The 25,387-nt window shown below is 58.0% G+C and carries 13 protein-coding genes and 1 other RNA gene; 4 read left to right on the top strand and 10 right to left on the bottom strand.

Annotation, left to right across the window (positions count from 1 at the left end; all coding sequences use genetic code 11):
• Positions 1-98: 98 nt before the first annotated feature.
• Complete coding sequence (locus APU02_RS05755; protein ID WP_060569513.1) at positions 99-653, top strand: recombinase family protein; 555 nt, start codon at positions 99-101, stop codon at positions 651-653.
• A 47-nt stretch (positions 654-700) separates the two neighbouring features.
• Here APU02_RS05755 and APU02_RS05750 read toward each other — a convergent pair whose 3' ends face one another.
• From APU02_RS05750 to smpB, 7 genes are all read right to left on the bottom strand, one after another.
• Positions 701-967, bottom strand: coding sequence for a DinI family protein (locus APU02_RS05750; protein WP_060569512.1), 267 nt, complete (start codon positions 965-967; stop codon positions 701-703).
• 271 nt (positions 968-1,238) lie between these two features.
• Positions 1,239-1,602, bottom strand: a transfer-messenger RNA (tmRNA) gene (gene ssrA / locus APU02_RS05745).
• Positions 1,603-1,674: 72 nt separating this feature from the next.
• Positions 1,675-2,865: an HlyD family efflux transporter periplasmic adaptor subunit gene (locus APU02_RS05740; protein WP_060569511.1), complete on the bottom strand. Its 1,191-nt coding sequence runs from the start codon at positions 2,863-2,865 to the stop codon at positions 1,675-1,677.
• Positions 2,846-5,032, bottom strand: coding sequence for a type I secretion system permease/ATPase (locus APU02_RS05735; RefSeq protein ID WP_060569510.1), 2,187 nt, complete (start codon positions 5,030-5,032; stop codon positions 2,846-2,848). The genes APU02_RS05740 and APU02_RS05735 overlap by 20 nt, the downstream gene beginning before the upstream one ends.
• Complete coding sequence (locus APU02_RS05730) at positions 5,029-6,435, bottom strand: TolC family outer membrane protein (protein WP_060569509.1); 1,407 nt, start codon at positions 6,433-6,435, stop codon at positions 5,029-5,031. Before APU02_RS05730 ends, APU02_RS05735 begins: the two co-directional genes overlap by 4 nt.
• Positions 6,436-6,513: 78 nt before the next feature.
• Entirely contained in the window at positions 6,514-19,419 is a 12,906-nt protein-coding gene (locus tag APU02_RS26065) for a BapA/Bap/LapF family large adhesin (RefSeq protein WP_060569508.1), read from the bottom strand.
• Between the two features lie 614 nt (positions 19,420-20,033).
• Complete coding sequence (gene smpB, locus APU02_RS05720; RefSeq protein ID WP_042289030.1) at positions 20,034-20,516, bottom strand: SsrA-binding protein SmpB; 483 nt, start codon at positions 20,514-20,516, stop codon at positions 20,034-20,036.
• A 169-nt stretch (positions 20,517-20,685) separates the two neighbouring features.
• Between smpB and ratA the strand changes: the two genes are divergently transcribed.
• Positions 20,686-21,123: a type II toxin-antitoxin system toxin RatA gene (ratA, locus tag APU02_RS05715; RefSeq protein WP_042288300.1), complete on the top strand. Its 438-nt coding sequence runs from the start codon at positions 20,686-20,688 to the stop codon at positions 21,121-21,123.
• On the top strand, positions 21,113-21,403 hold the full coding sequence (locus tag APU02_RS05710; protein ID WP_060569506.1) for an RnfH family protein: 291 nt from the start codon (positions 21,113-21,115) through the stop codon (positions 21,401-21,403). The genes ratA and APU02_RS05710 overlap by 11 nt, the downstream gene beginning before the upstream one ends.
• A gap of 108 nt (positions 21,404-21,511) precedes the next feature.
• On the opposite strand, the gene bamE is transcribed toward APU02_RS05710, so the two are convergent.
• From bamE to nadK, 3 genes are all read right to left on the bottom strand, one after another.
• Positions 21,512-21,856, bottom strand: a complete 345-nt coding sequence (gene bamE, locus APU02_RS05705) for an outer membrane protein assembly factor BamE (RefSeq protein WP_042288296.1) — start codon at positions 21,854-21,856, stop codon at positions 21,512-21,514.
• A 149-nt stretch (positions 21,857-22,005) separates the two neighbouring features.
• Complete coding sequence (recN, locus tag APU02_RS05700) at positions 22,006-23,667, bottom strand: DNA repair protein RecN (protein WP_060569505.1); 1,662 nt, start codon at positions 23,665-23,667, stop codon at positions 22,006-22,008.
• Positions 23,668-23,752: 85 nt separating this feature from the next.
• On the bottom strand, positions 23,753-24,631 hold the full coding sequence (gene nadK / locus APU02_RS05695) for an NAD(+) kinase (protein ID WP_060569504.1): 879 nt from the start codon (positions 24,629-24,631) through the stop codon (positions 23,753-23,755).
• Positions 24,632-24,753: 122 nt separating this feature from the next.
• Here nadK and grpE point away from each other — a divergent pair, with 122 nt between their 5' ends.
• Positions 24,754-25,347: a nucleotide exchange factor GrpE gene (gene grpE / locus APU02_RS05690; protein ID WP_042288292.1), complete on the top strand. Its 594-nt coding sequence runs from the start codon at positions 24,754-24,756 to the stop codon at positions 25,345-25,347.
• The last annotated feature ends 40 nt before the right edge of the window (positions 25,348-25,387 follow it).

Below are 25,387 nucleotides of genomic sequence, written 5' to 3'. Positions count from 1 at the left end.
GACATCTCGTTTTGCCGCTTCTCCTAATTGAAGGTTTAAGAGAATGAATATTTCCTCCTTGTCTGGCATTGTTTCGGCTTTTGCCTGGAGGGAAAGGTGTGCTTATTGGCTACGTGAGGGTGTCAACAAATGACCAGAACACCGCATTGCAGAGAAATGCGCTCGATAGCGCAGGATGTGAGCTGATTTTTGAAGACAAGATGAGCGGTAAGGCATCCGAAAGGCCAGGACTCAAAAAGGTACTCCGGACGCTATCAGAGGGTGACACGCTGGTGGTCTGGAAGCTCGATCGGCTCGGCAGAAGCATGCGGCATCTTGTCGTTCTGGTGGAGGAGTTGCGAGAGAGAGGGATTAATTTTCGCAGTCTGACTGACAGCATAGACACGTCTACCCCGATGGGGCGATTCTTCTTTCATGTAATGGGCGCGCTGGCAGAAATGGAAAGAGAACTCATTGTTGAGCGTACCCGTGCCGGATTAGCAGCTGCGAGAGCAGAGGGGAGGATAGGCGGCCGCAGGCCAAAACTAACAGATGATCAGTGGGCGCAGGCTGGAAGATTGATCGCGGCAGGGGAAACGCGCCAGCGCGTGGCAATTATTTACGACGTAGGCGTCTCGACTCTTTACAGGAAATTCCCTGTGGGCAGTGCTTAGGCATGATGCAGGCTGCCGGAGCTATATTAGCTGGCAGCCTGTACAAATTAAAGCCCAACCTGGCGAACTGTCGGGAATTCGGACATCAGCCACATATCGGATTCTTCAAACATATCCTCCAGCATGCGGTTGAGCTTTTCCCGATCGCTTTTGCTGGCATCGCTATTCAAGCCGTTCGCCTGCATCGGCTTCACCCTCACTTCGGCATCAGGGAAGATCTGGTGCACTCGCTTCGTCAGCTCTGCCAGGATAATCTCTCTGGCCCCTTCAAGTCCCTCTACATTGCGTTTGTCATAAACCAGTTCAACGAACATAAAAGCCTCCGGAAAACCACTGTGGTTGTATACAGTATTTTTACTGTAAAAATAAACAGTGTCAAGGTGAGCGCAGCGCGAGGAAGGGGAGGGTTTTTGTTACCCTTAGTTACAAATAGAAAAACCCCAGACCGTGAAATCTGGGGTTCTTTTAAAGTGCACGTGCATTTCACGTGCATATTTTTGTCTTTTCTCGGTCTGCGCTCTGTCTGGTCAGAGTCCGTAAGTGGCTGTTTTTATTGCCGCTGTCCGGTTACAGTCCTATCAAAAGTGGTGGAGCTGGCGGGAGTTGAACCCGCGTCCGAAATTCCTACATCCTCGGTACTACATGCTTAGTCAGTCTTTACATTCGCCTGGCACCTGCGGACGGACACGCCACTACCAGACTAGCCTGATTAGTTTTAACGTTTCAACCCCAGGCAGGGCCTCCACGCGATCTCTTTTGGGTTTGACCTCTCTTTGATCCCCGTCTTAAGAGCGGAAGCTAGGGAGAGAGGGCTCTGAGCAGGTTATTAAGCTGCTAAAGCGTAGTTTTCGTCGTTTGCGACTATTTTTTTGCGGCTTTTTACGAGGCCAACCGCCCCTCGGCATGCACCTTGGGTTTCGCGAATCCCGTCGAATCCAGAATCAGCCCCAATGTGTGAAGATAAGTATAACAGACTTGTGACAGTCGTGACCAGCCCCTCATTTTGCTGTCCGTCAGGCAGTTAGCGTTCGCGCAGCGCTTCTTTGGCCCGGTTGAACGGTTTGATTAAATAGTCGACGATGGTTTTTTCACCCGTTTTAATGTCTACGGTGGCGATCATCCCGGGAACGATGGAAAAACGTCGACCCAACTTGTTCTGCAAATAGTCCTGTTCGGTGCGGATAAAGACGCGATAGTAGAAGATCTCCGGTTTGACCTCATCCTGAATGGTGTCCGGCGAAATGGTTTCTACGACGCCCTCCAGCCCGCCGTAAATGGCGTAATCGTAGGCGGTAATTTTCACCAGCGCGCGTTGTCCTGGGTGAATAAACGCGATATCTCGCGGCGACAGGCGGGTTTCAATCAACAGGTGATCGTCGACCGGCACAATCTCCATCATCTCGCCGTTTGGTGGGATAACCCCGCCAATGGTGGTGACCTGGATGTTCTTCACGATACCGCGAACCGGCGAGCGCACGGTCAGGCGCGTTACCGAATCTTCCCGCCCTTTGATGATCGCGGCAAGCATCGCGACCTCCGCGTTGGCTTTGGAAAGCGCCTCGCGCGCCTGGACGTAATATTGTGAGCGCAAGTCGGTCAGCTTCAGCCCGATATCGCTTTTTTGCCGCTGCAGGCGCAGTACTTCAACGTGGCTGGCGGCGCCGCTTTTTGCCAACCGTTCGGTAATCGCCAGCTCTTTATTCACCAGCGCCAGCGCCTCTTTCAGGTCTGACTGCGCATCGGCAAGCTGGGCGCGGCGGCTGTTATAAAGCCGCGTTTCCGAGGCGAGCAGTTCCGGCCAGTCTTTCAGCTCGTCGGAAAAGACCAGCGGTTTGTCGCTCACCTCTGCGGTCAGACGCTGGCTGGAGGCCAGCGACGCGCGATAGCGGGCGGCACTTTCGCCGACGTTGGATTCGGAACGTGTCGGGTCAAGGCGCGCCAGCACCTGACCGGCCTGCACCTGATCGCCCTCATGCACAACCAGTTCCGCGAGGATGCCGCCGTCGAGCGACTGCAATACCTGTTCACGGGAACTGGGGATCACTTTCCCGGTGCCGGTCGATACTTCATCCAGCACGCCAAACCATCCCCAAATCGCCAGCATCAGGCACAAAATGCCGGTTAGCCAGATGATCCGGCTGGCCCCTGAAAATTCTCGCTCGCGGCTGTCGTCGAGTGCGTCAAGCGTAGGATCAGGCTGACTGGTTTTCATTTTTCCACTCCCGTGCGTTAGCCTGTGCGGCCATTCGACTCTGTCCCAGCGCCTGGGCTTTAGGCGCATCCATGACCAGTTGCCCTTCTTTGAGCACGATCACCCGCTCCACCAGTTCCAGCACCGGTACGCGATGGGTGGCAACAACCAGCGTGCGATTGCCGAGCCACTGCCCCAGACGTTGAATAAACTCGCGCTCGGCATGCTCGTCCAGCGAGGCGGTGGGTTCATCAAGCAGGACGATATTTGGCGAACGCAGTAGCATCCGTGCGAGCAAAATCGACTGGCGTTGCCCGCCGGAAAGGCCCGTCCCCCCTTCCATAATCGGATGATCCAGTCCTTTTGGCAGACGTTTTACGAAGTTCGCCGCACCGCAGATCGCCAGCGCGGAAAAAATCTCGTCATCGCTGGCGTGCGGCGCACCCAGCGTCAGGTTCTCGCGCAGGGTGCCAAAGAACAGGCGGGCGTTCTGACTGAGCAGGCCAACGTTGCGGCGCAAGTCCGACATATCAATGTGCGGCAGGCTGATGTTGTCGAGACGGGCATCGCCCTCAACCAGATCCACGCCGCCCGCCAGCGCCTGTAGCAGCGTCGACTTCCCCGCGCCGTTGCGCCCCAGCACGGCAATGCGCTCACCGGCGGCAATCTCCAGCCGGTTAATGCGCAGCGGTACCCGCTGATCTTCGCTGTGATAGCGAAACTGCGCGTTCTCAAACAGATAATGGCCGTGGAAGATCTCCTGATGTACCAGCGTCTCGTCACGCTGGGTCTCGGTGGGCAGTTCCATAATGCTGTCCAGCCCCTTTTTGGCGGCCTTAACCTGCTGCCAGCGAGCCAGCACCCCACACAGATTGCCCATCGGGGCGATCATTCTGGAGGCGAGCATCGAGGCGGCCACGACCGAGCCGGTGGTCAGCGTGCCGTCGATCACCAGCGGCGCGCCGAACATGACCACCGCCGCGTACACCAGCCCCTGCACCGTCACCCCCCAGTTGATCAGCCCCTGCGACAGTTCACGGGTACGCAGGCCCGACTCGGCGGTGATGCGGATGTAGCTGTTCCACTGCTGCAGAAAACGGTTCTCAGCCTGCATCAGCTTAATATCTTCCAGCCCCTGCACGCTCTCCACCAGTACGGCGTTGCGCAGCGTAGCTTCGTGCGCCGACTGGTTCGCCAGCACCGCGAGCTTTTTTTGCAGCAGCAGGCCGGGAAGTATCATCAGTAGCGCCGCCACCGGGGCGATCCATGCCAGTGGCGGGGCGATGATCGCCAGAACCACAATAAACAGAAAGAAGAAAGGCAGATCGACGATCGTGGAAAGGGTAGAGGAGGTGACCATTTCACGGATCTGTTCCAGCTCGCGCAGTTGAGAAATAAAGCTGCCGGTCGAACGGGGGATCGCGCTGTTGCGCAGGCGCAGCGCGTGGCTGAACACGCGATCGGAAACCCGCATGTCGGCGCGTTTGCCCAACAGATCCATCACATGTCCGCGCGCGAGCCGCAGCAAAAAACCGAACAGCATTGCGATCAGCACGCCTACCGCCAGCACGTACAACGATGGCCACGACTGCGCCGGGATCACCCGGTCATAAACCTGCATGGAAAAAACGATCCCGGACAGAGACAAGATGTTGATCAACAGCGCCGCCAGCATCACCGGGCCGTAAGGACGCAGATCTTTCAGCACCAGGCTTTTCAGCCAGTCGGGACGAAAACGTGAAACATAGGCGTCTACCCGGCTGTCCTTCACTGCCGAAAGCGGACGTAGCGCGATGATAAAGCGGATGGTCGGCAGCAGTTCGCTCAGGGCGATCCGGTTACGTTGCAGGTCGCCATTAACAAAGCAGACATCGAGCTGGTTATCGCCATCAAACTGTTCCACCAGCACCAGTTCGCCATCCTGAAGCTGAATGACTACCGGCAATCGCCAGCGGCTGAGGGATTGCCCGGTTGGCGTCAGCGGCTGAAAAGAAAGGCCGGCCTGGCGGGCTAACTGGGTAAGCGCTTGTGACATCGCTTTATCTTTAAACCACGGCGCGCTGGCCTGTAACGCGCCAGGAGAACAGGCGATCCGATAATGGGCGGCGATATGGCTCATCGCTCGCGCCCAGTTGGCCAGCGCCTCTGCGCTAATCGGCTCATTGGCCGGAATGTCGGCATGGATCATGGCTGGATCTCCACGGACTGAATGGTGCGGTTTTCCAGGCCAAACGCCCGGCGCATCTGTCCGCTGTTGTACAGGCAGTTAAGCTGGAGCTGATGCAGTTGGCTTTCGGTCTGGATCTGCGCAAAGCGGGCCTGATACACCTCCTGTTCGGCATTCAGCACATCGAGCAGGGGGCGTGAACCGAGATCGAGATATTGTTGTTGATACAGTTCCCGCGTCCGCTCGCTCAGCGTCTGTTGGCGCTTTTGGATCTGTAACGATGTCGCCAGATTCATTGCCTCGCTGCGATCGGAAAGCAATTTCTGGCGGACATCCAGTCGGGTACGCTGAATGGCGGACTGGGCGGATTCCACTGCATGGCTGGCGGCGTTGCGACGCGCGGTTAAGCCCCCGCCCTGATAAATCGGCATCTCCACTTTCACCCATGCCGAATATTGGGTGCGGTCGATGGAGGCGCTGCCCGAATAGTTATCGTTCAGGTAATGACGCACTTCCGGCTCCAGCGAGACTGTCGGCGTCATTTGCGCGTTGGCATAGTCCAGATTCGCCTGAGCGACGTTGGCCTGCGCCCACGCGGCGAGCACTGAGGGCACCAGTTTGTCATCCGGCGTGGCCTGCTCGCAGCTGCGGTTGAGCATCGCCGGGAATTCATTGCTAATGGCGTTGAGGTTTTTCCAGCCCAGCCAGGTTTTCAGCGTCTCCTGCGAACTTTCGAGGTTGGCCTGATACTGGACAAGCTGGGCGCGCGCGCCTTCAATGCGCGCGTCGGTCTGCACCACATCGGAAAGCGAGCTGGCGCCTTCGTCGTTACGCTGGTTCGCCAGTCTGCCGATGCTGCTCAGGGCGTCGAGTTGCTCTTTAGCCACTTCCACCATTTGTTGCCAGGTTTGCACCTGCACAAGGGTGGAGGCGGTCTCAAGGCCGACGTTATCAATGCTCACCAGCACGTTCGCCTGCTCCTGCGCGACGCCTGCGTTTTCCGCCCGCACCTGGCTGGCGACTTTGCCGAAGTCGTAGAGCATTTGCGAGAGGGAAAGTACCAGCGACGGGCTGAATCCGCTGTCGGAGTAGCTGTTGGTGTACCCGTTATTCATCCCGGCATTAATCTGCGGATAATATTTGGCTTTGGCGACGTCCACCTGCTGGATTTGGGCATACAGTTTGCCGATCACTTCGGCGATCGACGGATGCCAGGAGACAGCGCGATTGACCGCCTGAGAAAGGGTAAGTTCGCCGGGCGCGGCGCTGTCGCCGGTGAGCGGCATTGGTCCATTCAGCGAGGGCAGTTCCTGCTGCTCAACCCATTGCTGTGAGGCGATGCGGGGCGGTTCCTCGGCGGCAATCGCCGGGAACGCGCACAGATGTCCCGCCAGCCACCAACCTGTTAGCTGTCGTTTTCCCATTTTTTTACTTCCCTAAGCTGCTTTTTGCCCCGGGCGAGCGTGCGCCCGGGGTCGTTGTGTTGTCGTTTTTTGTACTTATCAGGTCACAATATGGTTCTGTTCAATCAGCTCATTGAGCGTGGTCTGTACGTTCTCCAGGGTGACGAGTGCCGTTGACTGATACGTGCTCCCCGCGCCGTCGCGGTCGATGGATATCGTGGTGTTGCCGCCGCTGGTGCTGACGTTGAGATAACTGCCGAGCGTGGCGTTATCTCCGTTCCAGCCCACCAACAGGTCGCCAATGTCGATTTTGTCGCTCTGCGTCAGCGAGAAGTTTCTCCACGTATCCGTACCGTTTCCGCCCGTCGCGCTGCTGGCGTTAAGCAGGTTGTAGATCAACGTGTCGCCGTAGGCCGATCCCACCAGGACATCGTTCTGCGTGGTGCTGACGACCTGTGGAGCAATATCTACCGTCAGGGTGGCGGTGTCGGTATGACCACGGGTGTCATCCAGTTTGTAGGTAAAGGTCTCCTTCGTGGACATAGATGAGAGTGCGACGCCGTTGTTCAGCGTGTAGGTGTAAGAGCCGTCAGCGCGGATTTGCAGCGAGCCGTACTGCCCCTGAATGGTGGTCGTCCCGCTGGAATACGGATCCAGCGTCGCGGTACTGCCGTTAAAACCGGTTACCGTCAGACGCGTATCGACGGTGTTCAGTTGATCCAGCACGCCAGAGGCGTCGCTGCCGTCAAAGATATTGCCGTTGACGGTATGCGTACCGGAGGTTTCGAAATTATCCAGATCGACTGTGGTACCGGTAATGCGCGGCGTAATGGTCGCAGCCCCCACCAGAGTGTTGTTACCGGTGAAGTTAAGCGTATACGTGCCGCCGTCCAGCTCCAGCCCGGTGAGATTGACGGTTACCGTGGCGCCGCCGAGGGTGATATTGGAAACCGGTACGGTGCCGGTGCGAATCACTACGCCATTTTCCAGCACCGTCCAGGTGATGGTCAGGTTGCCGAGTGTGATCAGCGTGGAGACGTTAAAGACAATCGCTGCGCCTTTCAGAATTGTGCCAGCCGCGACGTCAAAGGTCCCGCTGCCGCTGCCGGTTCTGCCAAACGCTCCCCAACTTGCTGTGCCGACAGAGCTGTCCAGATAGCTCACCGTATCCTGCACCGACGGCGCAATCAGGGTGTCGCTGACATCGTTCACGGCATCCAGCGCGCGGGCGGTTGGCTGGATATTGAGTGAAGCGGTGTCAGTATCGCCGTTTGGCGCCCGGACCGTATAAACGAAACTGTCCGGCGTGGAGGTGCTGTCGGCTCCGAGGCCGCTTTTCAGGGTGTAGGTGTAGTTCCCCTGCGCATCAATGGTCAGCGTGCCCCAGGCACCCACAATCGTTGTGGTGCCGGTCTGTGCCACCGCGACGCCGTTCACCTGGGTCACCAGCGTTCCGTCTGGCGCGACGTCGTCGTTCAGCACGTTGCCCTGAGTGGTGGTGCTCAGGCTTTCTACGCTGTAAACATGATCCTCAAGGATGTTCAGCGTATAGCCAGTCAGCGCCGTGATGCCAAATGACGGGTTCAGCAGGAACAGGTATTCACCGCCCGGGAGGTTGAGGGTCAACGGATTGGACTGACCGCCCAGGAGCGGCGCGTTCAGCCAGTTTCGCTCTACCCGCCACTGTTCAAACTGCTGGGTGACATCATTAAAGCGATAGATATAGAGGTCAAAACTCGACGCCACCGCCACGCCGCCTATCGATGATTGCAGCGTCATGGTACGCGTCGTGCCTTCTTCAACGTCGAAGATTATCGGGTTACTCAGTCTGTCGAGCACCCCAACATCCAGCACGTTGCCGAGGCTAACGTTCACCACGGTAAAACCACCCTGCGAAGACGGACCATTGTTAACGGCGTCCACCAGCGTGTCATAGGGCAGGGTAGCGACGTTATCGACAGCCGTAACGCTGCTGGCCGGAGTCTCATTGCCCAGCGTGATCACCAGTTTCGCCGAGGTTGTATTACCGCCGCCGGTGATAGTGTAGGTGAAGCTTTCGGTTCGACCGACCACCGATGCCGGGCTGTTCGGGTTCAGCGCGTAGCTGTAGCTGCCGTCCGGATTGATGGTCAGTGTTCCGTAGACGCCCTGAAGGACGCTGCTGCCGGAGCCGAGCGTAACGCTGTTGCCGTTAGTGCTGGTAACCGTTGTCACTACGGTGTCCTGCGGCGCGCTGTCGTTGTTCAGTACGTTACCGGTTTGCGTTTCCGCGCTGGTGATGGCGCCTGCGCTGGTCTGCTCGACGTTGACGTTCAGCGCAGTGTAAGAGCCCGTCGCCAGCAGAGCGGTGTTATAGGTCAGCACCCGATAGGTTCCGCCCTCTAATCCGGTGACGTTCACCGTTACGCCGCTGCTGCCCAGCGTCAGCAGGTTGGCGAACTGTGCCTGAGCGGTGTCGATGACCGTTGTCCACGAGTTAGTGGCCGTATCGTATTTCTGGATCGCCACTTCCTGGGTATTGAGCAGCGAGAGCACCACCCCGGTGGTACTGGCGTCGATCACCAGATTGGCGCTTCCGCCGTCCTGGACGGTGAACTCGACCGCCGCCGTATCGTTGCCCAGCACGTTCGCCACGTTGCCGAGCGCGCCTACCAGCAGCAAACCGTAGTCGCTGTAGTCATTGGTGGTCACGGTGGCGTCGGTGGTGATGGTCAGGTTCTCCACGTTATCGCTGGCGGCGATGGGGAGCGTTGGCGCCTGAACCTGGGTGGTGGTTGAAACGTTGCCAACCGCATCAGTGGCGCTGACGCTGATATTTTCCCCGCTGGTCTGTTTGCGGTCGAAAGTCAGGGTGTAATTACCGCTACTGTTGGCAGTGGTGGTGAGTGTCTCGCCGGTACTGAGGGTGATCGTGACCGTACTGCCCGCTTCGGCGGTCCCGCTGATACTGGCGCCGTCAGCGCTGATGCTGCCGGTGGGCGCAGCCGTCACGGTGTCTATCGTGACGTTAAAGGTAGAAGAAAAGGTGCCGGTGCCGTTAGCGTTGGTTGCCGTGGCGGTCAGCGCGTGCGCCCCGTCGGCTATACCGGCAGGCGGGGTGAACGACCAGCTCCCCTGGGCGTTGGCAGTGGTGGTGCCAATCGCCACGCCGTCGCTGTAGATGGTGATGGTTGAGGATGGCTGTGCGGTGCCGTTGATCAGCGGTGTGGCGTCGTTAGTCGCCTGACCGTTGGCCACCAGCCCGGTGATTGAACCAACCTCATCGGTCAGTGAGACAATCACCGGTGCGCCTGGCAGACCGGTAAACGGCGCTTCGACGCTGCCTGCCGTACCGATGTTGCCAGCCCGGTCCTGGGCAACCACCTGCAGGGTTTCTCCGCCAACCTGCGCCGGCGTGATGACAATGGAGAAATTGCCGGAGCCGTCTGCGACGCCGGTACCCAGCACCGTGCCGTTGCTGCCGGTGATGGTAATCGTGCTGCCCGCTTCCGCCGTACCGGTTACGCTGGTGCCGTTGGCGACCACCGCCAGGTTCGCTGGCGTGGCAGGCGGCGTGGTATCGACAACAATGGTGGAGATTGCCGAGGCCGGGCTGACGTTGCCCGCCGCGTCGGTGGCCTGGGCCGTAAAGCTATGCGACCCTTCGCCCAGCGCAGTCGTCGGCGTAAAGCTCCACGCCCCGTTCGCATCCGCCTGAATCGGCGTCGGCGTAAGCAGGGTTGCGCCATCGTAGATATTGATAAACGCCCCCGGCTCACTGGTGCCGCGCAGTTCCGGCAGCGTATCGTTGGTGCTTTGCCCGCTGCCTACTGCGCCGGTGTTGTTGCTGACGTCATCCAGGATCGTGGTGATGACCGGTGCGGCTGGCGTTTGGGTGTCCACCGTCAGGCTGAAGCTGCTGGATGGGCCGACGTTGCCCGCCGTATCAGCGGCGCTCACGGAAAGCGTGTGCGGCCCGTTGCTGAGTGCCGTGGTCGGCGTAAAGCTCCATGTCCCGTTGGCGCTCACGACGACGCTGCCGATGACCGTTCCGTTATCGCTGAAGGTGAGCGTGGTGCCTGCTTCTCCCGTTCCGTTAAGCGTCGGACGGGTGTCGTTAGTGCTCTGATTGGGCGACAGGTTGCCGGTCTGCGGTGCGCTGTCATCCACCACCGAGGTGATCGCTGGCGCCAGCGGAGCGACACTGTCTACTGCCAGGGTGAAACTGGCCGCCGGACCCGTATTGCCCGCAGCGTCCGTTGGGGTAAAGGTTAGTGGATGCGTGCCCTGACCGAGATCGCTGGTTGGGGTAAAAGTCCAGGCGCCGTTGCTGCCTACTGTCGCCGTGCCGATAGGCACGCCGTTATCCGCAACGCTGATAGTGGTACCGGGCTCGCCCGTACCGGTAAAGGTGGGGCGCGTATCGTTGGTGGACTGACCGCTGGTCAGGCTGCCGGTCACCGGGCCTGCGTCATCGGTCACGCTGCTGATAACCGGAGCGACAGGCGCGGCGGTATCGACCGTCAGGGTAAAGTTTGCCGATGCCGGACCGGTATTGCCCGCGCTGTCGGTGGCTGTCACCCGTAGCGTGTGCGTCCCCTGCGCCAGCCCGTCTGGTCTGTAGCTCCAGCTACCACCTTCGTTGACTACCGCAGTGCCAAGCAGGACGCTGCCGTCGAAGACGTTAATGGTGCTACCCGGCTCGCCCGTCCCGGTGATGACGGGACGAGGATCGTTGGTGGTCTGGCCGTTAGTGAGATCGCCCGTACCCGGCGTGACGTTATCGGTCACGTTGACGATGGCGGGCGCCACGGGCGCGACGGTATCCACCACCAGGCTAAATCCCGCGCCGGGGCTGACGTTGCCTGCGGCATCGGTCGCGGTCACGTTAAAGGTATGCGAACCGCTGGCGAGTGCAGTAGGCGGCGTAAAGGTCCAGGCGCCTGTGCCGTCTGCCTGCACAGTGCCGAGCAGGGTCGTACCGTCAAAAATGTTGACGGTGCTGTTGGCTTCGGCCGTTCCGGACAACGTTGGGCGCGTATCGTTGGTACTTTGTCCGTTTGCCAGTGTGCCGCTGTTAGGGGCGACATCATCGGTGACCGCGCTGATGACCGGCGCCGATGGCGCCTGGGTATCGACGGTCAGAGTGAAGGATGCCGCCGGACCTTCGTTCCCTGCGGCATCCGTCGCCGTAACGGTCAGGTTATGCAGGCCGCTGCTTAACGGACTGTCCGGAGAAAGCGACCAACTGCCGTCTGTGCCAGCGACGACGCTGCCGATTTCGGTGGCGCCATCATAGAGGGTGACGGTTGCGCCTGGCTCCGCCGTCCCCTGGAAGGTCGGCTGGCTGTCGTTAGTGCTTTGCCCGTTCGCCAGTACGCCGGTGGCAGGAGCGGTATCGTCAGTAACGCTCTGGATCACCGGCGCACGCGGCGCGGCGGTGTCCACGGTAACGGTATATCCCGCAGACGGGGCGCTGACGTTACCGATCGCATCGGTGGCGGTGACGGTAATGACATGCGGACCGGCCGCGAGCGCCGGTGGCGTGAAGCTCCAGCTACCGTTGGTCACGGTCGTAGTGCCGATGTTTACACCGTTGTCGTAGAACGTAATGGTACTGCCTTCTTCACCGCTACCGGTAAAGGCTGGCGTGGTGTCGTTTGTGCTGCCGCCGTTGGCGATGATGCCGGTTTGCGGATCGCTGTCATCGGTAGCCGACGTGATCGCTGGCGCCAGCGGCGCGGTGGTGTCCACAACCACTTCAAACGCTGCTGACGGGGCACTGACGTTGCCCGCGGCATCGGTGGCGGTAATGGTCAGACTGTGGTTGCCTTCGCCCAGCGCCGTCGTTGGAGTAAAGGACCATACGCCGTTGACCACCTGCGTTACCCCGAGCAGTGTGGCGCCATCGTAAATCGATATTGTTTCGCCGTCGGTTCCGGTACCGTTGAGGGTCGGGCGCGCATCGTTAGTGGTGTCGCCACTGGTGAGCGTGCCGGTACCCGGCCCGACATCGTCCGTCACGCCGCCGATGACTGGCTGAGCGGGCGGGGTGAGGTCGAGGGTGATGGTAACCACCGCCGAGGCTTTGCTTGAATCTGCACTGTCGACTACCTGGAAGGTATGCTCGCCTTCACCGAGCGCCGCGGTGGCTGTCCAGACCCAATTGCCCGTGCCGTCGACAGTGACTGTGTCGACATTCACGCCGTCGACCAGAACATTGAGCGTTGAACCTGGCGTAGCGGAACCACGCAGGCCGGGCAACGTGTCATCGGTGGTCTCTCCGTCACGTACATCACCCTGCACGCCGCCTGCGTCGTCGACCACGGCGCTAATCACCGGCAGCCCCGTGCCGGATCCGGCAAAGTCAGCCGGAATACTGAGGTTACCTGCCGCATCCTGCGCGGTGGCTGTCAGGGTGTTGGTGCCGGTTTGCGCTGGGGTGATATCAATGCTGAAGTTGCCGCCCGTCGCCACGCCGGTGCCGATCACGTTGCCGTTATTGTCACGGATGATCACCGTGCTTCCTGCTTCCGCAGTGCCGGTTACCGTGCCGCCGTCGTCAGAAATCAGTACGTTCTGCGGTGTTGCCGGCGGGGTAAGGTCAACGTTTAAGGTGATCGGGGCGGAAGGCTGGCTCGCATTCCCTGCCGGATCGGTGGCGACTGCCGTGAGGGTATAGGAACCTTCGGTAAGCGGCGCGTCAGGGACAATTGTCCAGTTGCCGTCGCCATCAACTAGCGCCGTGCCGACCACGGTTGCGCCGCTGGAGAGGGTGACGGTGCTGCCCGGTTCGCCAGTGCCGCTGACGGGTTGTTCAGGCTGGTTAGTCGCCGCTGGGCTGGTCGGTGAGGTGATAAACGGCGCATCAGGCGCGCGGGTATCGACCGTTAAATCAAACTCAGCCGACGGCGGGCTGATGTTCCCGGCTGCATCGGACGCCGTGACGCTAAAGCTGTAGCTGCCCTCGGCAAGCGGAGTGGTCGGCGTGAAGTTCCAGGCGCCGCCAATGACTTCTGCCGTACCGATCGCCACGCCGTTATTCAGTATGGTGACGATACTCCCCGTTTCGCCCGTTCCGCTCAGGGTCGGGGTGGTATCGTTCGTCTGGCCGCCGTTGCTCAGCGGCCCGCCGTCCTCATTAACCGTGAGGGTTGGCGTGGTCGGCGCCTGGGCGTCCACGCGCACGATACGATCCGGCGATGTGGTGCTGTTTCCCGCTGGATCGGTGACGGTCAGCGAGATGACGTGGTCACCCGATGTCAGCGGCGTCGTCAGTTGATAGCTCCAGTTACCGGCGTTATCGATGATTAACGGCGGCAGCGCCACGCCGTCAAGGGTAATGATGATGGTGTCGCCTGCGGTGCCGCTTCCGCTCAGCAGCGGCAGCGTATCGTCGGTGAACTGCGCGTTATCCAGCGAGCCCGTCTGGCTGCCGACGTTATCAGTGATCGTCAGGTTCGGCGTTGCTGGCGCGGTTGTATCCACCACGATACCGGTTGGCGCGGAGGGAGCGCTGACGTTGCCTGCCGCATCGGTCACGGTGATGGTAAACACATGCTCACCCTCGCCCAGTACGGCGGAAGGATATTCCCAAGCGCCGTCGGCGATCGTGACGGTGGCCACCTCAACACCCTTGTCGTAAATGGTAACGCGCTCGCCGTTGACTCCCGTTCCGCTGAGAACCGGCTGTGTTTCGTTGGTCGCCTGGCCGTTGCTTAACGGCGCATCATCACCGTCGGCCACGGTCAGCGCCGGGGTGGCGGGGGCGGTGGTATCGACGGTAATGACGATTGCGGCGGAGTTCGCGCTGGTATTTCCCAGCGGATCGCTGGCGGTGACGCTGAGGGTATGGCTGCCTTCGCTGAGCGCTGGCGCCGGGGTAAAGCTCCACGTACCGGCGTTGGTGACTTCGGTTGTGCCAATCGCCGTTGTGCCGTCATACACCGTAATGATGTCTCCGGCGGTACCGCTTCCGCTCAGCACTGGCTGCGTGGCGTCGGTGACGGCGTTATTGGTCAGCTCGCCCGTAATTTCCCCGGTATTGTCGGTAATGGTCAGAACCGGCGCCGTAGGCGCGGTGGTATCGACCGTAATGACGACGGCATCGGACGCGGGACTGGTCTGGTCCTGTCCGTCGGTTGCCGTGGCGGTGAAGGTGTACTCACCATCAGGGAGAACGTCTGTGGTCAGCGTCCAGTTGCCATCAGGGTCTACGATAGCCGTACCCGACAGCGGCACGCCGCCGTTCAAAATGGTGATGGTCGCTCCCGGTTCACCGGTACCGCTGAAGGTCAGTCGGTTGTCATCGGTGCTTTGCCCGGTATCCAGGTTACCGTTGACCCCGCCGAAGTCATCGGCAATCGATACCACCACCGGCGCTTCCGGCGCGGTGATATCGGGTGCCTGCACGCTGGTGGGCTGACTGGTGTTATTTGATCCATCGGTGGCGGTCACCGTGAGGGTTTCGCCATTAATCACGGCAGGAGTGAGCGAAACGGTAACGGTGTCGTTCGCCGGAACCGGATCAGATACCGCCAGAGTATTGCCTTCGCTGTCTTTAACGGTGATCCGACTGCCCGGCTCGGCGGTGGCGGTCAGGGAACTGCCATCCGCGGACACCTCCACGTTCGATGGCGGCTGCGGCGCGGTGGTGTCGGGCGCGGTAACAGAGGCTGGCGTGCTCTCCAGGTTCGCCGGATCGGTGACCACAGCGGTTAAGGTCTCGCCGTTGGTCTGTGGCGTGTCGAGGTCGACACTGAAATTCCCCTGATCGTCCGTAGTGCCCTGGCCCAGCGGATTGCCATCGGGATCGCGAATGGTGACGGTGCTGCCCGGTTCGGCAGTGCCGGTGACGGTGGCGCCGTCATCGGAAACGTCAAGATTACCGGCTGGCTGCGGCGGAGTGATGTCCGGCGCGATGGTCGTCGACGGTGGGCTGGTCAGATTCACCGTGTCGGTGACGACAGCCGTTAAGATCTCGCCGTTAGTTTGCGGTGTGTCGAGCGTGACGGTAAAGGTACCGTCGGGCTGAACCAGCGCGGAACCGAGCGGCGTATTGTCGCTGGCGTAGATGGTCACGGTAGTACCGGCTTCGGCGGTCCCGGTGACGGTGGCGCCATCATCGGAAACGTCCAGGTTACCGGCTGGCTGCGGCGGAGTGGTGTCCGGCGCGGTGGCTGTTGCCGGAAGACTTTCCTGGTTCGCGGGATCGGTGACAATTGCGGTCACAATCTGACCGTTGGTCTGCGGCGTGTTCAGGGTAACGGTGAAAGTACCGTCGGGCTGAACCAGCGCGGAACCGAGCGGCGTATTGTCGCTGGCGTAGATGGTCACGGTAGTACCGGCTTCGGCGGTCCCGGTGACCGTGACGCCATCATCGGAAACATCAAGATTACCGGCAGGCTGCGGCGGAGTGGTGTCCGGCGCGGTGGCTGTTGCCGGAAGACTTTCCTGGTTCGCGGGATCGGTGACAATTGCGGTCACAATCTGACCGTTGGTCTGCGGCGTGTTCAGGGTAACGGTGAACGTACCATCATCCTGAACCACTGCGCTACCCAGCGGTGCGCTGTCGCTGCCGTAGATGGTCACGGTGGCGCCTGCTTCGGCTGTACCGGTGACCGTGAGGCCATCATCGGAAACATCCAGGTTACCGGCTGGCAGTGGCGGAATCGTATCCACGGTGATGGTGTACGTCCCGGAAGGGGCGCTGATGTTACCTGTCGCGTCGGTAGCGGTGACGGTTATGGAGTGTGTTCCGTCGCTGAGCGTGGAGGGGGTAAAGCTCCAGCTACCGTTGGTCACGGTGGCCGTGCCGATCCTGACGCCGTTGTCGAAGATAGTGACTATGCTGCCATTTTCACCGCTGCCGCTAAAAGTCGGTGTGGTGTCGTTGGTGCTGCCTCCGTCGCTGATGATGCTGGTCTGCGGATCGCTGTCATCGGTGGCGGAGGTAATGGTGGGTACGAGCGGCGCGGTGGTATCCACAACCACCTCAAACGCCGCTGACGGCGCGCTGACGTTGCCTGCGGCATCGGTGGCGGTAATGGTCAGGCTATGGCTGCCTTCACCCAGCGCTGTGGGCGGCGTAAAGTTCCACACGCCATTTTCCACCTGTACCTGCCCGAGCAGCGTGGCGCCATCGTAAATGGAGATCGTTTCGCCGTCGGTGCCGGTACCGCTCAGGGCCGGGCGTGAATCGTTGGTGGTATCGCCGCTGGCAAGCGTGCCGGTGCCCGGCGCGACATCATCCGTTACGCTGCCGATGACTGGCTGAGCGGGCGCGGTGAGATCGACGGTGATGTTCACCACCGCCGAGGCATTTTCCGCATTCGCACTGTCAACAACCTGGAAGGTATGTGTACCTTCACCCAGCGCCGCGGTTGCCGTCCAGACCCAGCTCCCGGTGCTGTCAACGGTTACCGTGCCGACATTTACGCCGTCGACCAGTACATTGAGCGTTGAATCTGGCGTGGCGGTACCGCGCAAGCCGGGCAGGGTGTCATCGGTGGTTTGCCCGCTTCTCAGATCGCCCAGGATGCTACCCTCATCATCGACCACAGCGCTGATAACCGGCAGTCCGCTGCCGGAGCCGTTGAAGTTTGCCGCAGGGCTGGTATTGCCCGCCGTATCCTGGGCAGTGGCCGTCAGCCCGGCGTTGCCGGTTTGCGCAGGCGTGATCGCAATGGAGAACGTGCCGTCTGTCGCTACGCCGGAACCAATGACATCGCCGTTGGCATCACGAATAATCACCGTGCTGCCGGTTTCCGCCGTACCGGTCACCGTGCCGCCATCCTGAGAAATGACCACGCTTTCGGGAGTCGCAGGTGGGGTGGTATCAACTTCCAGAACAATCGGCGCAGAAGGCTCACTCTGGTTACCCGCCGGATCGGTGGCGACCGCGGTCAGCGTGTACGAACCTTCCGTTAGCGCCGGAGCAGGCGTTATTGTCCAGTTGCCGTCGCCATCAACCACCGCCGTGCCGACAACCGTATTACCATCAGACAACGTAACGGTGCTGCCCGGTTCGCCGGTGCCGATAATGGGTAATTCTGGCTGATTGGTTGCCGCCGGAGTGGTCGGCGAGGTGATAAACGGCGCATCGGGTGCGCTGGTATCTACCGTAAGCGTGACAGAAGGGGACGGTGTACTGGTTTGGTTATTCGCGTCGGTCGCCGTAACGGTAAAGTTATGGTTGCCGTCTTCAAGGACGGGGGTCGTGAGCGTCCATGTACCGTCGCTGCCGACAATAACGCTCCCCGGCAACGCCGTCCCTCCGTCCAGAATGGTAATAGTCGCGCCAGGCTCACCGGTCCCGCTGAAGGTTAATTGATTATCATCGGTGCTTTGCCCGGCGGTCAGATCACCTTTCACATCGCCTGCATCATCAACAATCAATACCACTACCGGAGCTTGCGGCGCGGTGATATCGGGCGCCTGTACGTTGGCTGGTTGACTGGTGTTATTTGAACCATCGGTGGTGGTCACCGCGAGCGTTTCGCCGTTTTTTTGTGGCGTGTTCAGATCGACGCTGAAGTTCCCTTGCTCATCCGTTACGCCCTCACCAACGGGATTGCCATCCGAATCGCGAATGGTAATTGTGCTGCCCGGCTCTGCGGTGCCGGTGACGGTGGAACCGTCATTGGAAATGTTAAGATTACCGGCAGGCTGCGGCGGGGTGGTGTCCGGCGCGACGGCGGTTGCCGGAGGGCTGGTCAGGTTTGCCGTGTCGGTGACGACAACGGTCACCGTTTCACCGTTGGTCTGCGGCGTATCCAGCACGACGTTGAAGTTCCCCTGGTCATCCGTTTTGCCCTGACCAATGGGATTACCCGCCGGATCGCGAATAGTGATCGTACTGCCCGGCTCTGCGGTGCCGGTGACGGTGGTGCCGTCGTCTGAAACGTCAAGATTACCGGCAGGCTGTGGCGGGGTAGAGTCCGGCGCAGTAACCGTGCCGGAAGGTCCGCTATTCCCTGCTTTATCCATCGCGATAGCCGTCAGCGCTTCTCCGTTCTGTAACGCTTGCGTGAGCGTTAAAGTAAATTTGCCATTGCTGTCTGCGGTTACCATACCCAGCGCCGTACCATCGCTATTGGTAATGGTTACCGTACTGCCAGCCTCCGCGTTCCCGGAGATCACAAGCCCGTCTGCGGAGATCGCCAGATCTGTTATCGCGCCGGGAGCCTGGGTATCCACAACAAAAGTAAAATCGCCGGACACGACGCTGGTATTGCCCGCCTTGTCTGTTGCGGTAACCGTCAGTTCATGTTCGCCATCGGCGAGCGAAGACGGTGGTTTGAAGCTCCAGTTGCCCGAGGCGTCTACAGTTGTTGTACCGAGAACCTGACCATTGTCATAAACGGTAATAACGGCCCCAACTTCGCCAGTACCGGAGAGCACAGGCTGGTTGTCGTTTGTGGTTTGGCCATTTTGAATGGCGCCGGTGATGCCAGCAACGGCATCCAGCGCGCTGGTGATCAGTGGCGCTGCGGGCGGGGTGGTATCAACACTTCCCGGTGGAGGGTTGGTGGTGCCTCCGCCGCCATTGTCTGTACCGCCGCCCGGGTTACCGCTGCCATTGTCGCCGTCATCGTCCCCACCACCGCCGCCCGATGCGGCGATTGCCGCGATCCCGCCAGCAGCGACTACGCCGCCAAGTACCCAGGGCCAAATAGCGGCGCCTTCATTTGCGCCGCCTGCGGTGATTAACAGCTCATCGATGGATGAGATCTGCTCAAACTGCAGTCCTGCTTCCGGGTTCTCTACCCACCACAAGGCTCCGTTGTCGTCTTCCAGCACCAGCTGGCTCGCGCCCTGATCGTTAGTGACGTAGAAATTTTTAATGGTCACCTTTTCACCGGAATGAAAAGTAATGACCAAATCCTGATTAACGCGAGCAAGCTGGCTGATTTCTTCACGTTGCGCGCTTAACTTCACTATGGAAGGGGTATTAAGTGTGACTTCAGAGGCTTCGACATTGGTGGAAACGCCCGTCAACTTGGATACAACGGCGAGAAGACGCATATATTCACTCCTGATAGCTTGCGCAGTGCGTTATTTTTTAAAATCACCCATCAGGAAAATACGCAGACGAGCGCCCTCGTTCATCGTTATGATGAATTCTCGTGGATGATTTCTGTTTACTGGTCGTTCGGATGGCGGCTTGTTGTGTGCTGAATAACCTTTTGTTTTTATGTACTGGTACTTTCGTATTAGATGATATAGCCAGAAAGATCTCTTTCTGCAACTTAAGTAATATTAACGATTTGCTTAGGTTCACTAAAATATATTCTCATAGACGGACTTTACTGGATGGAAAACGGTTAAAGCAAAGCGGCATGACAATTTATGTAATTGTAATATAAGGTTTTAAAGGGAGGGTTGTTGTGCAAGGGGAAGTCATTACAAGCATAAACTGTAATGTTATTCAGACGATTAAGAAGAAGAAAAAATATTTATTTGAAGTATTGGGTTCTTCGGCTATGCAATAACTGTAAATATATCTAAAGATATATTCTTGTTATTTTAACGATTCAGCAAATATATTTATACGATCAGGGAGAATATATTTTTGTGATTTCAGGGAGTCATTAAAGGTGACCAGCCTAAAATGTCGGGCTGGTCACATTCTGCAGGCGTCAGCGCCCGGCATTTTTCATAATGCGGGCTTTATCAAGCTGCCATTCGCGCTCTTTCACATCTGAACGCTTATCGTGCTGTTTCTTACCTTTCGCCACGCCGATTTTGACTTTGCACCAAGCATTTTTCCAGTACAAAGAGAGCGCGACCACGGTATACCCTTCGCGGTTAACACGGCCATACAGCGAGTCGAGTTCGCGCTGATTAAGCAGCAGCTTACGGGTGCGGGTAGGATCGCAAACCACGTGGGTCGATGCGACAGCCATTGGCGTAAAGTTGGCGCCAAACAGGTACGCTTCGCCGTCGCGTAACAAGACATAGCTGTCGCCGATGTTAGCTTTACCGGCACGCAGGGATTTCACTTCCCATCCTTGCAGGGCGAGTCCCGCTTCGAATTCTTCTTCGATGAAGTATTCATGTCGCGCACGTTTGTTAAGCGCGATGGTGGCTGAGCCAGGTTTGTGTGCTTTTTTCTTCGTCATAGTGCCGCTCAGTATAGGTAAACTGGAATCGAAAAACACCCCATTTCGTCCTCAGGGGGGTAAGGGATTATCTTAGCATGAACCGGGTTGTACCCTGTTGCGGGATAGAGTTTTTTTTACCGTAGGATAAATGCTATTATTTGTTCGATTTTTGTTGATGGAAATAGCTATGCCGCAGATTAGTCGAACCGCGTTAGTCCCTTACAGTGCGGAACAGATGTATCAGTTAGTGAATGACGTACAGTCCTATCCCCAGTTTTTACCGGGTTGCACCGGCAGCCGCGTTCTGGAGTCCACGCCGGGGCAGATGACGGCTGCAGTTGATGTCTCCAAAGCAGGGATCAGTAAAACATTTACCACGCGCAATCAGTTAACCCGTAACCAGAGCATTCTGATGAATCTGGTCGACGGTCCGTTTAAGAAACTGATTGGCGGCTGGAAATTTACCCCACTGAGTCAGGAAGCCTGCCGGGTAGAATTTCATCTCGACTTTGAGTTTACCAATAAGCTCATTGAGCTGGCGTTTGGTCGTATCTTTAAAGAGTTGGCCGCCAATATGGTGCAGGCATTCACTGTGCGCGCAAAAGAGGTTTACAGTGCCAGCTAAGATTGTTGTCGAGGTGGCTTATGCGTTACCGGAAAAACAATATCTGCAGCGCGTCACGCTGCATGACGGGGCGACGGTGGAAGAGGCCATTCGCGCTTCCGGTCTGCTCGAGCTACGCACCGATATTGATCTTGCGAAAAACAAAGTGGGTATATACAGCCGCCCGGTGAAGTCGAGCGATACGCTGCAGGAGGGTGATCGGGTTGAAATTTATCGCCCTCTGATTGCCGACCCGAAAGAGTTGCGCAGACAGCGGGCGGAGAAGTCTGCCAATAAGTAGGCTATATACGGCGGGGCGCGATACTTTCAGTCGGCAAACGCTGCAAGTGACAAAAAAGGTGCTCATTGAGCACCTTTTAACATTTAGATTTACGTTCTCAAGCCTGGTTTAGGGGTTTTTGGTCAATGCCGGCTTGTTATCAATGTTGGTCAACACGCCGCTGCTGTTAAAGGTCAGCGTTAGCGTTTGTTGCGTTACGCCTTCATGTCCCGGCTGTTGGCGGAACACGTAGAACCAGGTATTTGTGCCAAACGGATCGGACATCATTGGCGTTCCCAGCGCATAGGCAACCTGTTGCTGAGTCATGCCGACGCGCACTTTCGATACGTCGTTAGCGGTCAGGTAGTTCCCCTGGTTGATATCAGGGCGGTAAACCACTCGCTCCAGAGTGGAACAGCCTGCGGTCAACATCAATAATACTGCTGCGGCAGCAGTCAGCGTTTTACAGCGCATAGTGATTTGATTCCTTTTCGGGCCCGAGCAGTACGTGGCTCATATGTAATATGCCGATGATAATAGACCTTTCACCACTTTAAAACCTTTTGCTTACGGGTCTGTCGGCGTTTTTGTTGTCTACTCTGACCGTTAAGGGGCCAAAAAGTTTATGCCGCCAGCAGTTCTTTCGCGTTTGCGAGGGTATTGCGGGTCACTTCGCTACCACCCAACAGTCGCGCCAGTTCCTGCAGACGCGCACGTTTGTCCAGCGGCTGCATATGGGTTTCGGTCATTTCACCGTCAGTGTCTTTGCTGACATAGAAATGCTGATGACCACAGCCGGCCACCTGTGGAAGGTGCGTTACGCACATCACCTGGGTGGATTCTCCCAACTGGCGCAGGAGCTTGCCGACGACGGCGGCGGTTGGTCCGCTGATCCCGACATCCACTTCATCAAAAATCAGCGCCGGGGTTTCCATCTTACGGGCGGTGATCACCTGGATCGCCAGCGCGATACGCGACAGTTCGCCGCCGGAGGCGACTTTTGCTATTGCCTGCATGGGCTGTCCGGGGTTCGTCGTGACCCTGAACTCCACGCGATCCGCGCCGTCAAGGCTCAGATGATGTTCGTCAAAATTCACGGCAATAGTGAACTGGCCATGCGGCATAGAGAGTGAGTGCATACTCTCGGTAATTAACGCGCTTAGCTCCTGTGCATAGTGCAAACGCTGTTGATGTAGCGCCTTCGCGGACTCAAGCGCCTGCTGATGATGCTTGTTAACGGCCAGCGTCAGCGTTTCCAGCGAGTCAGCCTGATCGTCAAGCTGCTGCTGTTCTTCCAGCAGAGACTGATAATACTGCGGTAGCGCCTCCGGACTGACGTGATGCTTACGCGCCAGCGAGATTTGTTTTGAAATACGCTGTTCAAGTTCAAACAGGCGATTAGGATCTAAATCCAGACGATCGCAGTAATGGCGTAGCTCGTCGCTGGCCTCGGTTAACTGAATGGTCGCTTCTTCCAGCATATCCAGCACGCCGGAAAGTTTGCTGTCCATGCTGACCAGTTCGCCGACCAGTTGCTTCGCGGTATACAGCTGGCTTTGCAGGTTAACATCATCGCCATCCGCCAGCAGCGCCAGCGCATTCTGGCTGGTAGAGAGAAGCTGGCCGCTGTTGGCCAGCCGTTTGTACTCTTCATCAATTTGCTCAAATTCACCCGCCTGCGGGTTAAATTCGTTAAGCTCTTTGAGTTGATATTGCAGCAGCTCGGCGCGCGCGGCGCGTTCCTGGCTCTGCTGTTGATGATGCGCCAGATCGCGGCAGCTTTGATGCCACAACTGGTAGCGCGAAGCCATGTCCTGCACCAACTGGGATTCATTGGCATAGCCGTCGAGCAGCGATTTCTGGTGCTCAGGTTTGATCAGCAACTGATGGGCATGCTGGCCGTGAATCTGAATTAACAATTGGCCCAGCTCGCGAAGCTGAGAGAGGGGAACGGCAGTGCCATTGATAAAGCCGCGGGAGCGTCCGTCGCTGCTAATGACGCGGCGAAGTAAACACTCACGTCCGTCTTCGAGCTGGTTGGCCTCCAGCCAACGCAGGGCGGCAGGCGTATCTTTCAGAGAAAAGCGAGCGCAGAGGTCGGCTCGTGCGGCGCCGGTTCGCACCATGTCGGCGTCAGCCCGGCCTCCGAGACACAGGCCGAGTGCATCAATCGCAATGGATTTACCCGCCCCGGTTTCCCCGGTAATGACGGTCATTCCGCTCTGGAAATCGATCTCAAGTTCACGAACGATTGCAAAATTGCTGATGGTCAGTTGTGCCAACATAGCCGTTTTCCTGTATGAAAAACCATAACTGTAATTACATACAGTATAAACAGGTTTTTTATCCAGTAAAGAGGCTGACGTGAAATTAAAATAATTTTTTTGACCAACCCAGCTTGGTGCTTAACGTATTGAAATAGCTATAATCTTTTGGGTGTATTAAGTTCAGGTGATAGTCGCAACGCCGAATCAGCACATCTTCGCCTTCCTGGATAGGCAGGGCGATCTGGCTATCACAGCTAATCTCAAGGTCGTTACGACGATGAGAAAAACGCAGCCGAATGGTACTGCTGCTGTTAATCACCAGCGGACGAGCCGAAAGGGTGTGCGGGAACATCGGCACCAGAGTGATCGCATCTAAAGAGGGGGTCAGAATCGGGCCGCCTGCCGAAAGCGAGTAGGCGGTAGAACCGGTTGGGGTCGAGATGATTAGCCCGTCTGAACGCTGTGAAAAGGCGAAGTTCTCGTCAATATAGACTTCAAACTCAATCATGTGCGCGACTTTACCGGGGTGCAGCACCACTTCATTGATCGCCGTGCTGATGCGCTTCTGGCAATCCTGCTGGCAGACCTGCGCTTCCAGCAAAAAGCGCTGTTCCGCAATGTAATGGCCTTCCAGCACGTCGGCGAGCTGCTGCTGGGCGTTGTCAGGATCGAGATCCGTTAAAAACCCGAGATTGCCGCGGTTAATGCCAATCACTCTGATGTCATAACGCGCGAGGGTGCGCGCCGCGCCGAGCATGTTGCCGTCACCGCCAACCACTACCGCCAGATCCGCCTGCTGACCAATTTCGGCCAGGGTGCCGGTTTTAACGTTTTTCAACTGCAGCTCGTGCGCGATTTGCTGCTCAACAATGACTTCATAGCCCTTCGTGCATAACCATCGATAGAGCATTTCATGTGTTGTCAGAGCAGTGGGGTGACGTGGATGTCCCACTATGCCAATACACTTGAAATGATTATTCATTTTTCGAGGTCCTTGTAACGAAGATTGATGACAATGTGAGTGCTTCCCTTGAAACCCTGAATCCGATCCCCATAATAAGCGAAGTTAGCGAGATGAATGCGAAAAAAAACGCGGAGAAATTCATGAGTAGTAAAGAACAGAAAACGCCTGAGGGGCAAGCCCCGGAAGAAATTATCATGGAACAGCACGAAGAAGTTGAGGCGGTTGAATCAGACGCTTCTGCTGAGCAGGTGGATCCGCGCGATGAAAAAATTGCGAATCTGGAAGCGCAGCTTGCTGAGGCCCAGACGCGTGAACGCGACAGTCTGTTGCGCATGAAAGCGGAAATGGAAAACCTGCGTCGCCGCACCGAGCTGGACGTTGAGAAGGCGCACAAGTTCGCGCTGGAAAAATTCGTCAACGAGCTGCTGCCGGTGATCGACAGCCTGGATCGTGCGCTGGAAGTGGCTGATAAAGCTAATCCGGACATGGCGGCGATGATCGAAGGTATTGAACTGACGCTCAAATCCATGCTGGATGTGGTGCGCAAGTTTGGTGTTGAAGTGATTGCCGAGACCAACGTCGCGCTGGACCCGAACGTGCATCAGGCCATTGCGATGGTCGAGTCGGAAGAGGTCGCGCCGGGCAACGTGCTGGGTATTATGCAGAAAGGTTATACGCTGAACGGTCGTACGATTCGTGCGGCAATGGTCACGGTAGCGAAAGCCAAAGCGTAATGCGTGATCTGTAGCGCCGGGTGGCGGCTTGCGCCTTACC

The organism is Citrobacter sp. 50677481 (assembly GCF_001463265.1).
GTDB classification, from domain to species: Bacteria; Pseudomonadota; Gammaproteobacteria; order Enterobacterales; family Enterobacteriaceae; genus Citrobacter_A; species Citrobacter_A sedlakii.
The sequence above is the reverse complement of the archived record's forward strand: the minus strand, read 5'-3'. Positions and strand labels throughout refer to the sequence as shown.

Coding starts and splice junctions, on each gene's coding strand:
- nadK (WP_060569504.1), bottom strand. CDS start 24,631: ATGAATAATCATTTCAAGTGTATTGGCATAGTGGGACATCCACGTCAC.
- recN (WP_060569505.1), bottom strand. CDS start 23,667: ATGTTGGCACAACTGACCATCAGCAATTTTGCAATCGTTCGTGAACTT.
- APU02_RS05730 (WP_060569509.1), bottom strand. CDS start 6,435: ATGGGAAAACGACAGCTAACAGGTTGGTGGCTGGCGGGACATCTGTGC.
- APU02_RS26065 (WP_060569508.1), bottom strand. CDS start 19,419: ATGCGTCTTCTCGCCGTTGTATCCAAGTTGACGGGCGTTTCCACCAAT.
- APU02_RS05735 (WP_060569510.1), bottom strand. CDS start 5,032: ATGATCCATGCCGACATTCCGGCCAATGAGCCGATTAGCGCAGAGGCG.
- APU02_RS05750 (WP_060569512.1), bottom strand. CDS start 967: ATGTTCGTTGAACTGGTTTATGACAAACGCAATGTAGAGGGACTTGAA.
- APU02_RS05740 (WP_060569511.1), bottom strand. CDS start 2,865: ATGAAAACCAGTCAGCCTGATCCTACGCTTGACGCACTCGACGACAGC.
- grpE (WP_042288292.1), top strand. CDS start 24,754: ATGAGTAGTAAAGAACAGAAAACGCCTGAGGGGCAAGCCCCGGAAGAA.
- ratA (WP_042288300.1), top strand. CDS start 20,686: ATGCCGCAGATTAGTCGAACCGCGTTAGTCCCTTACAGTGCGGAACAG.
- bamE (WP_042288296.1), bottom strand. CDS start 21,856: ATGCGCTGTAAAACGCTGACTGCTGCCGCAGCAGTATTATTGATGTTG.
- smpB (WP_042289030.1), bottom strand. CDS start 20,516: ATGACGAAGAAAAAAGCACACAAACCTGGCTCAGCCACCATCGCGCTT.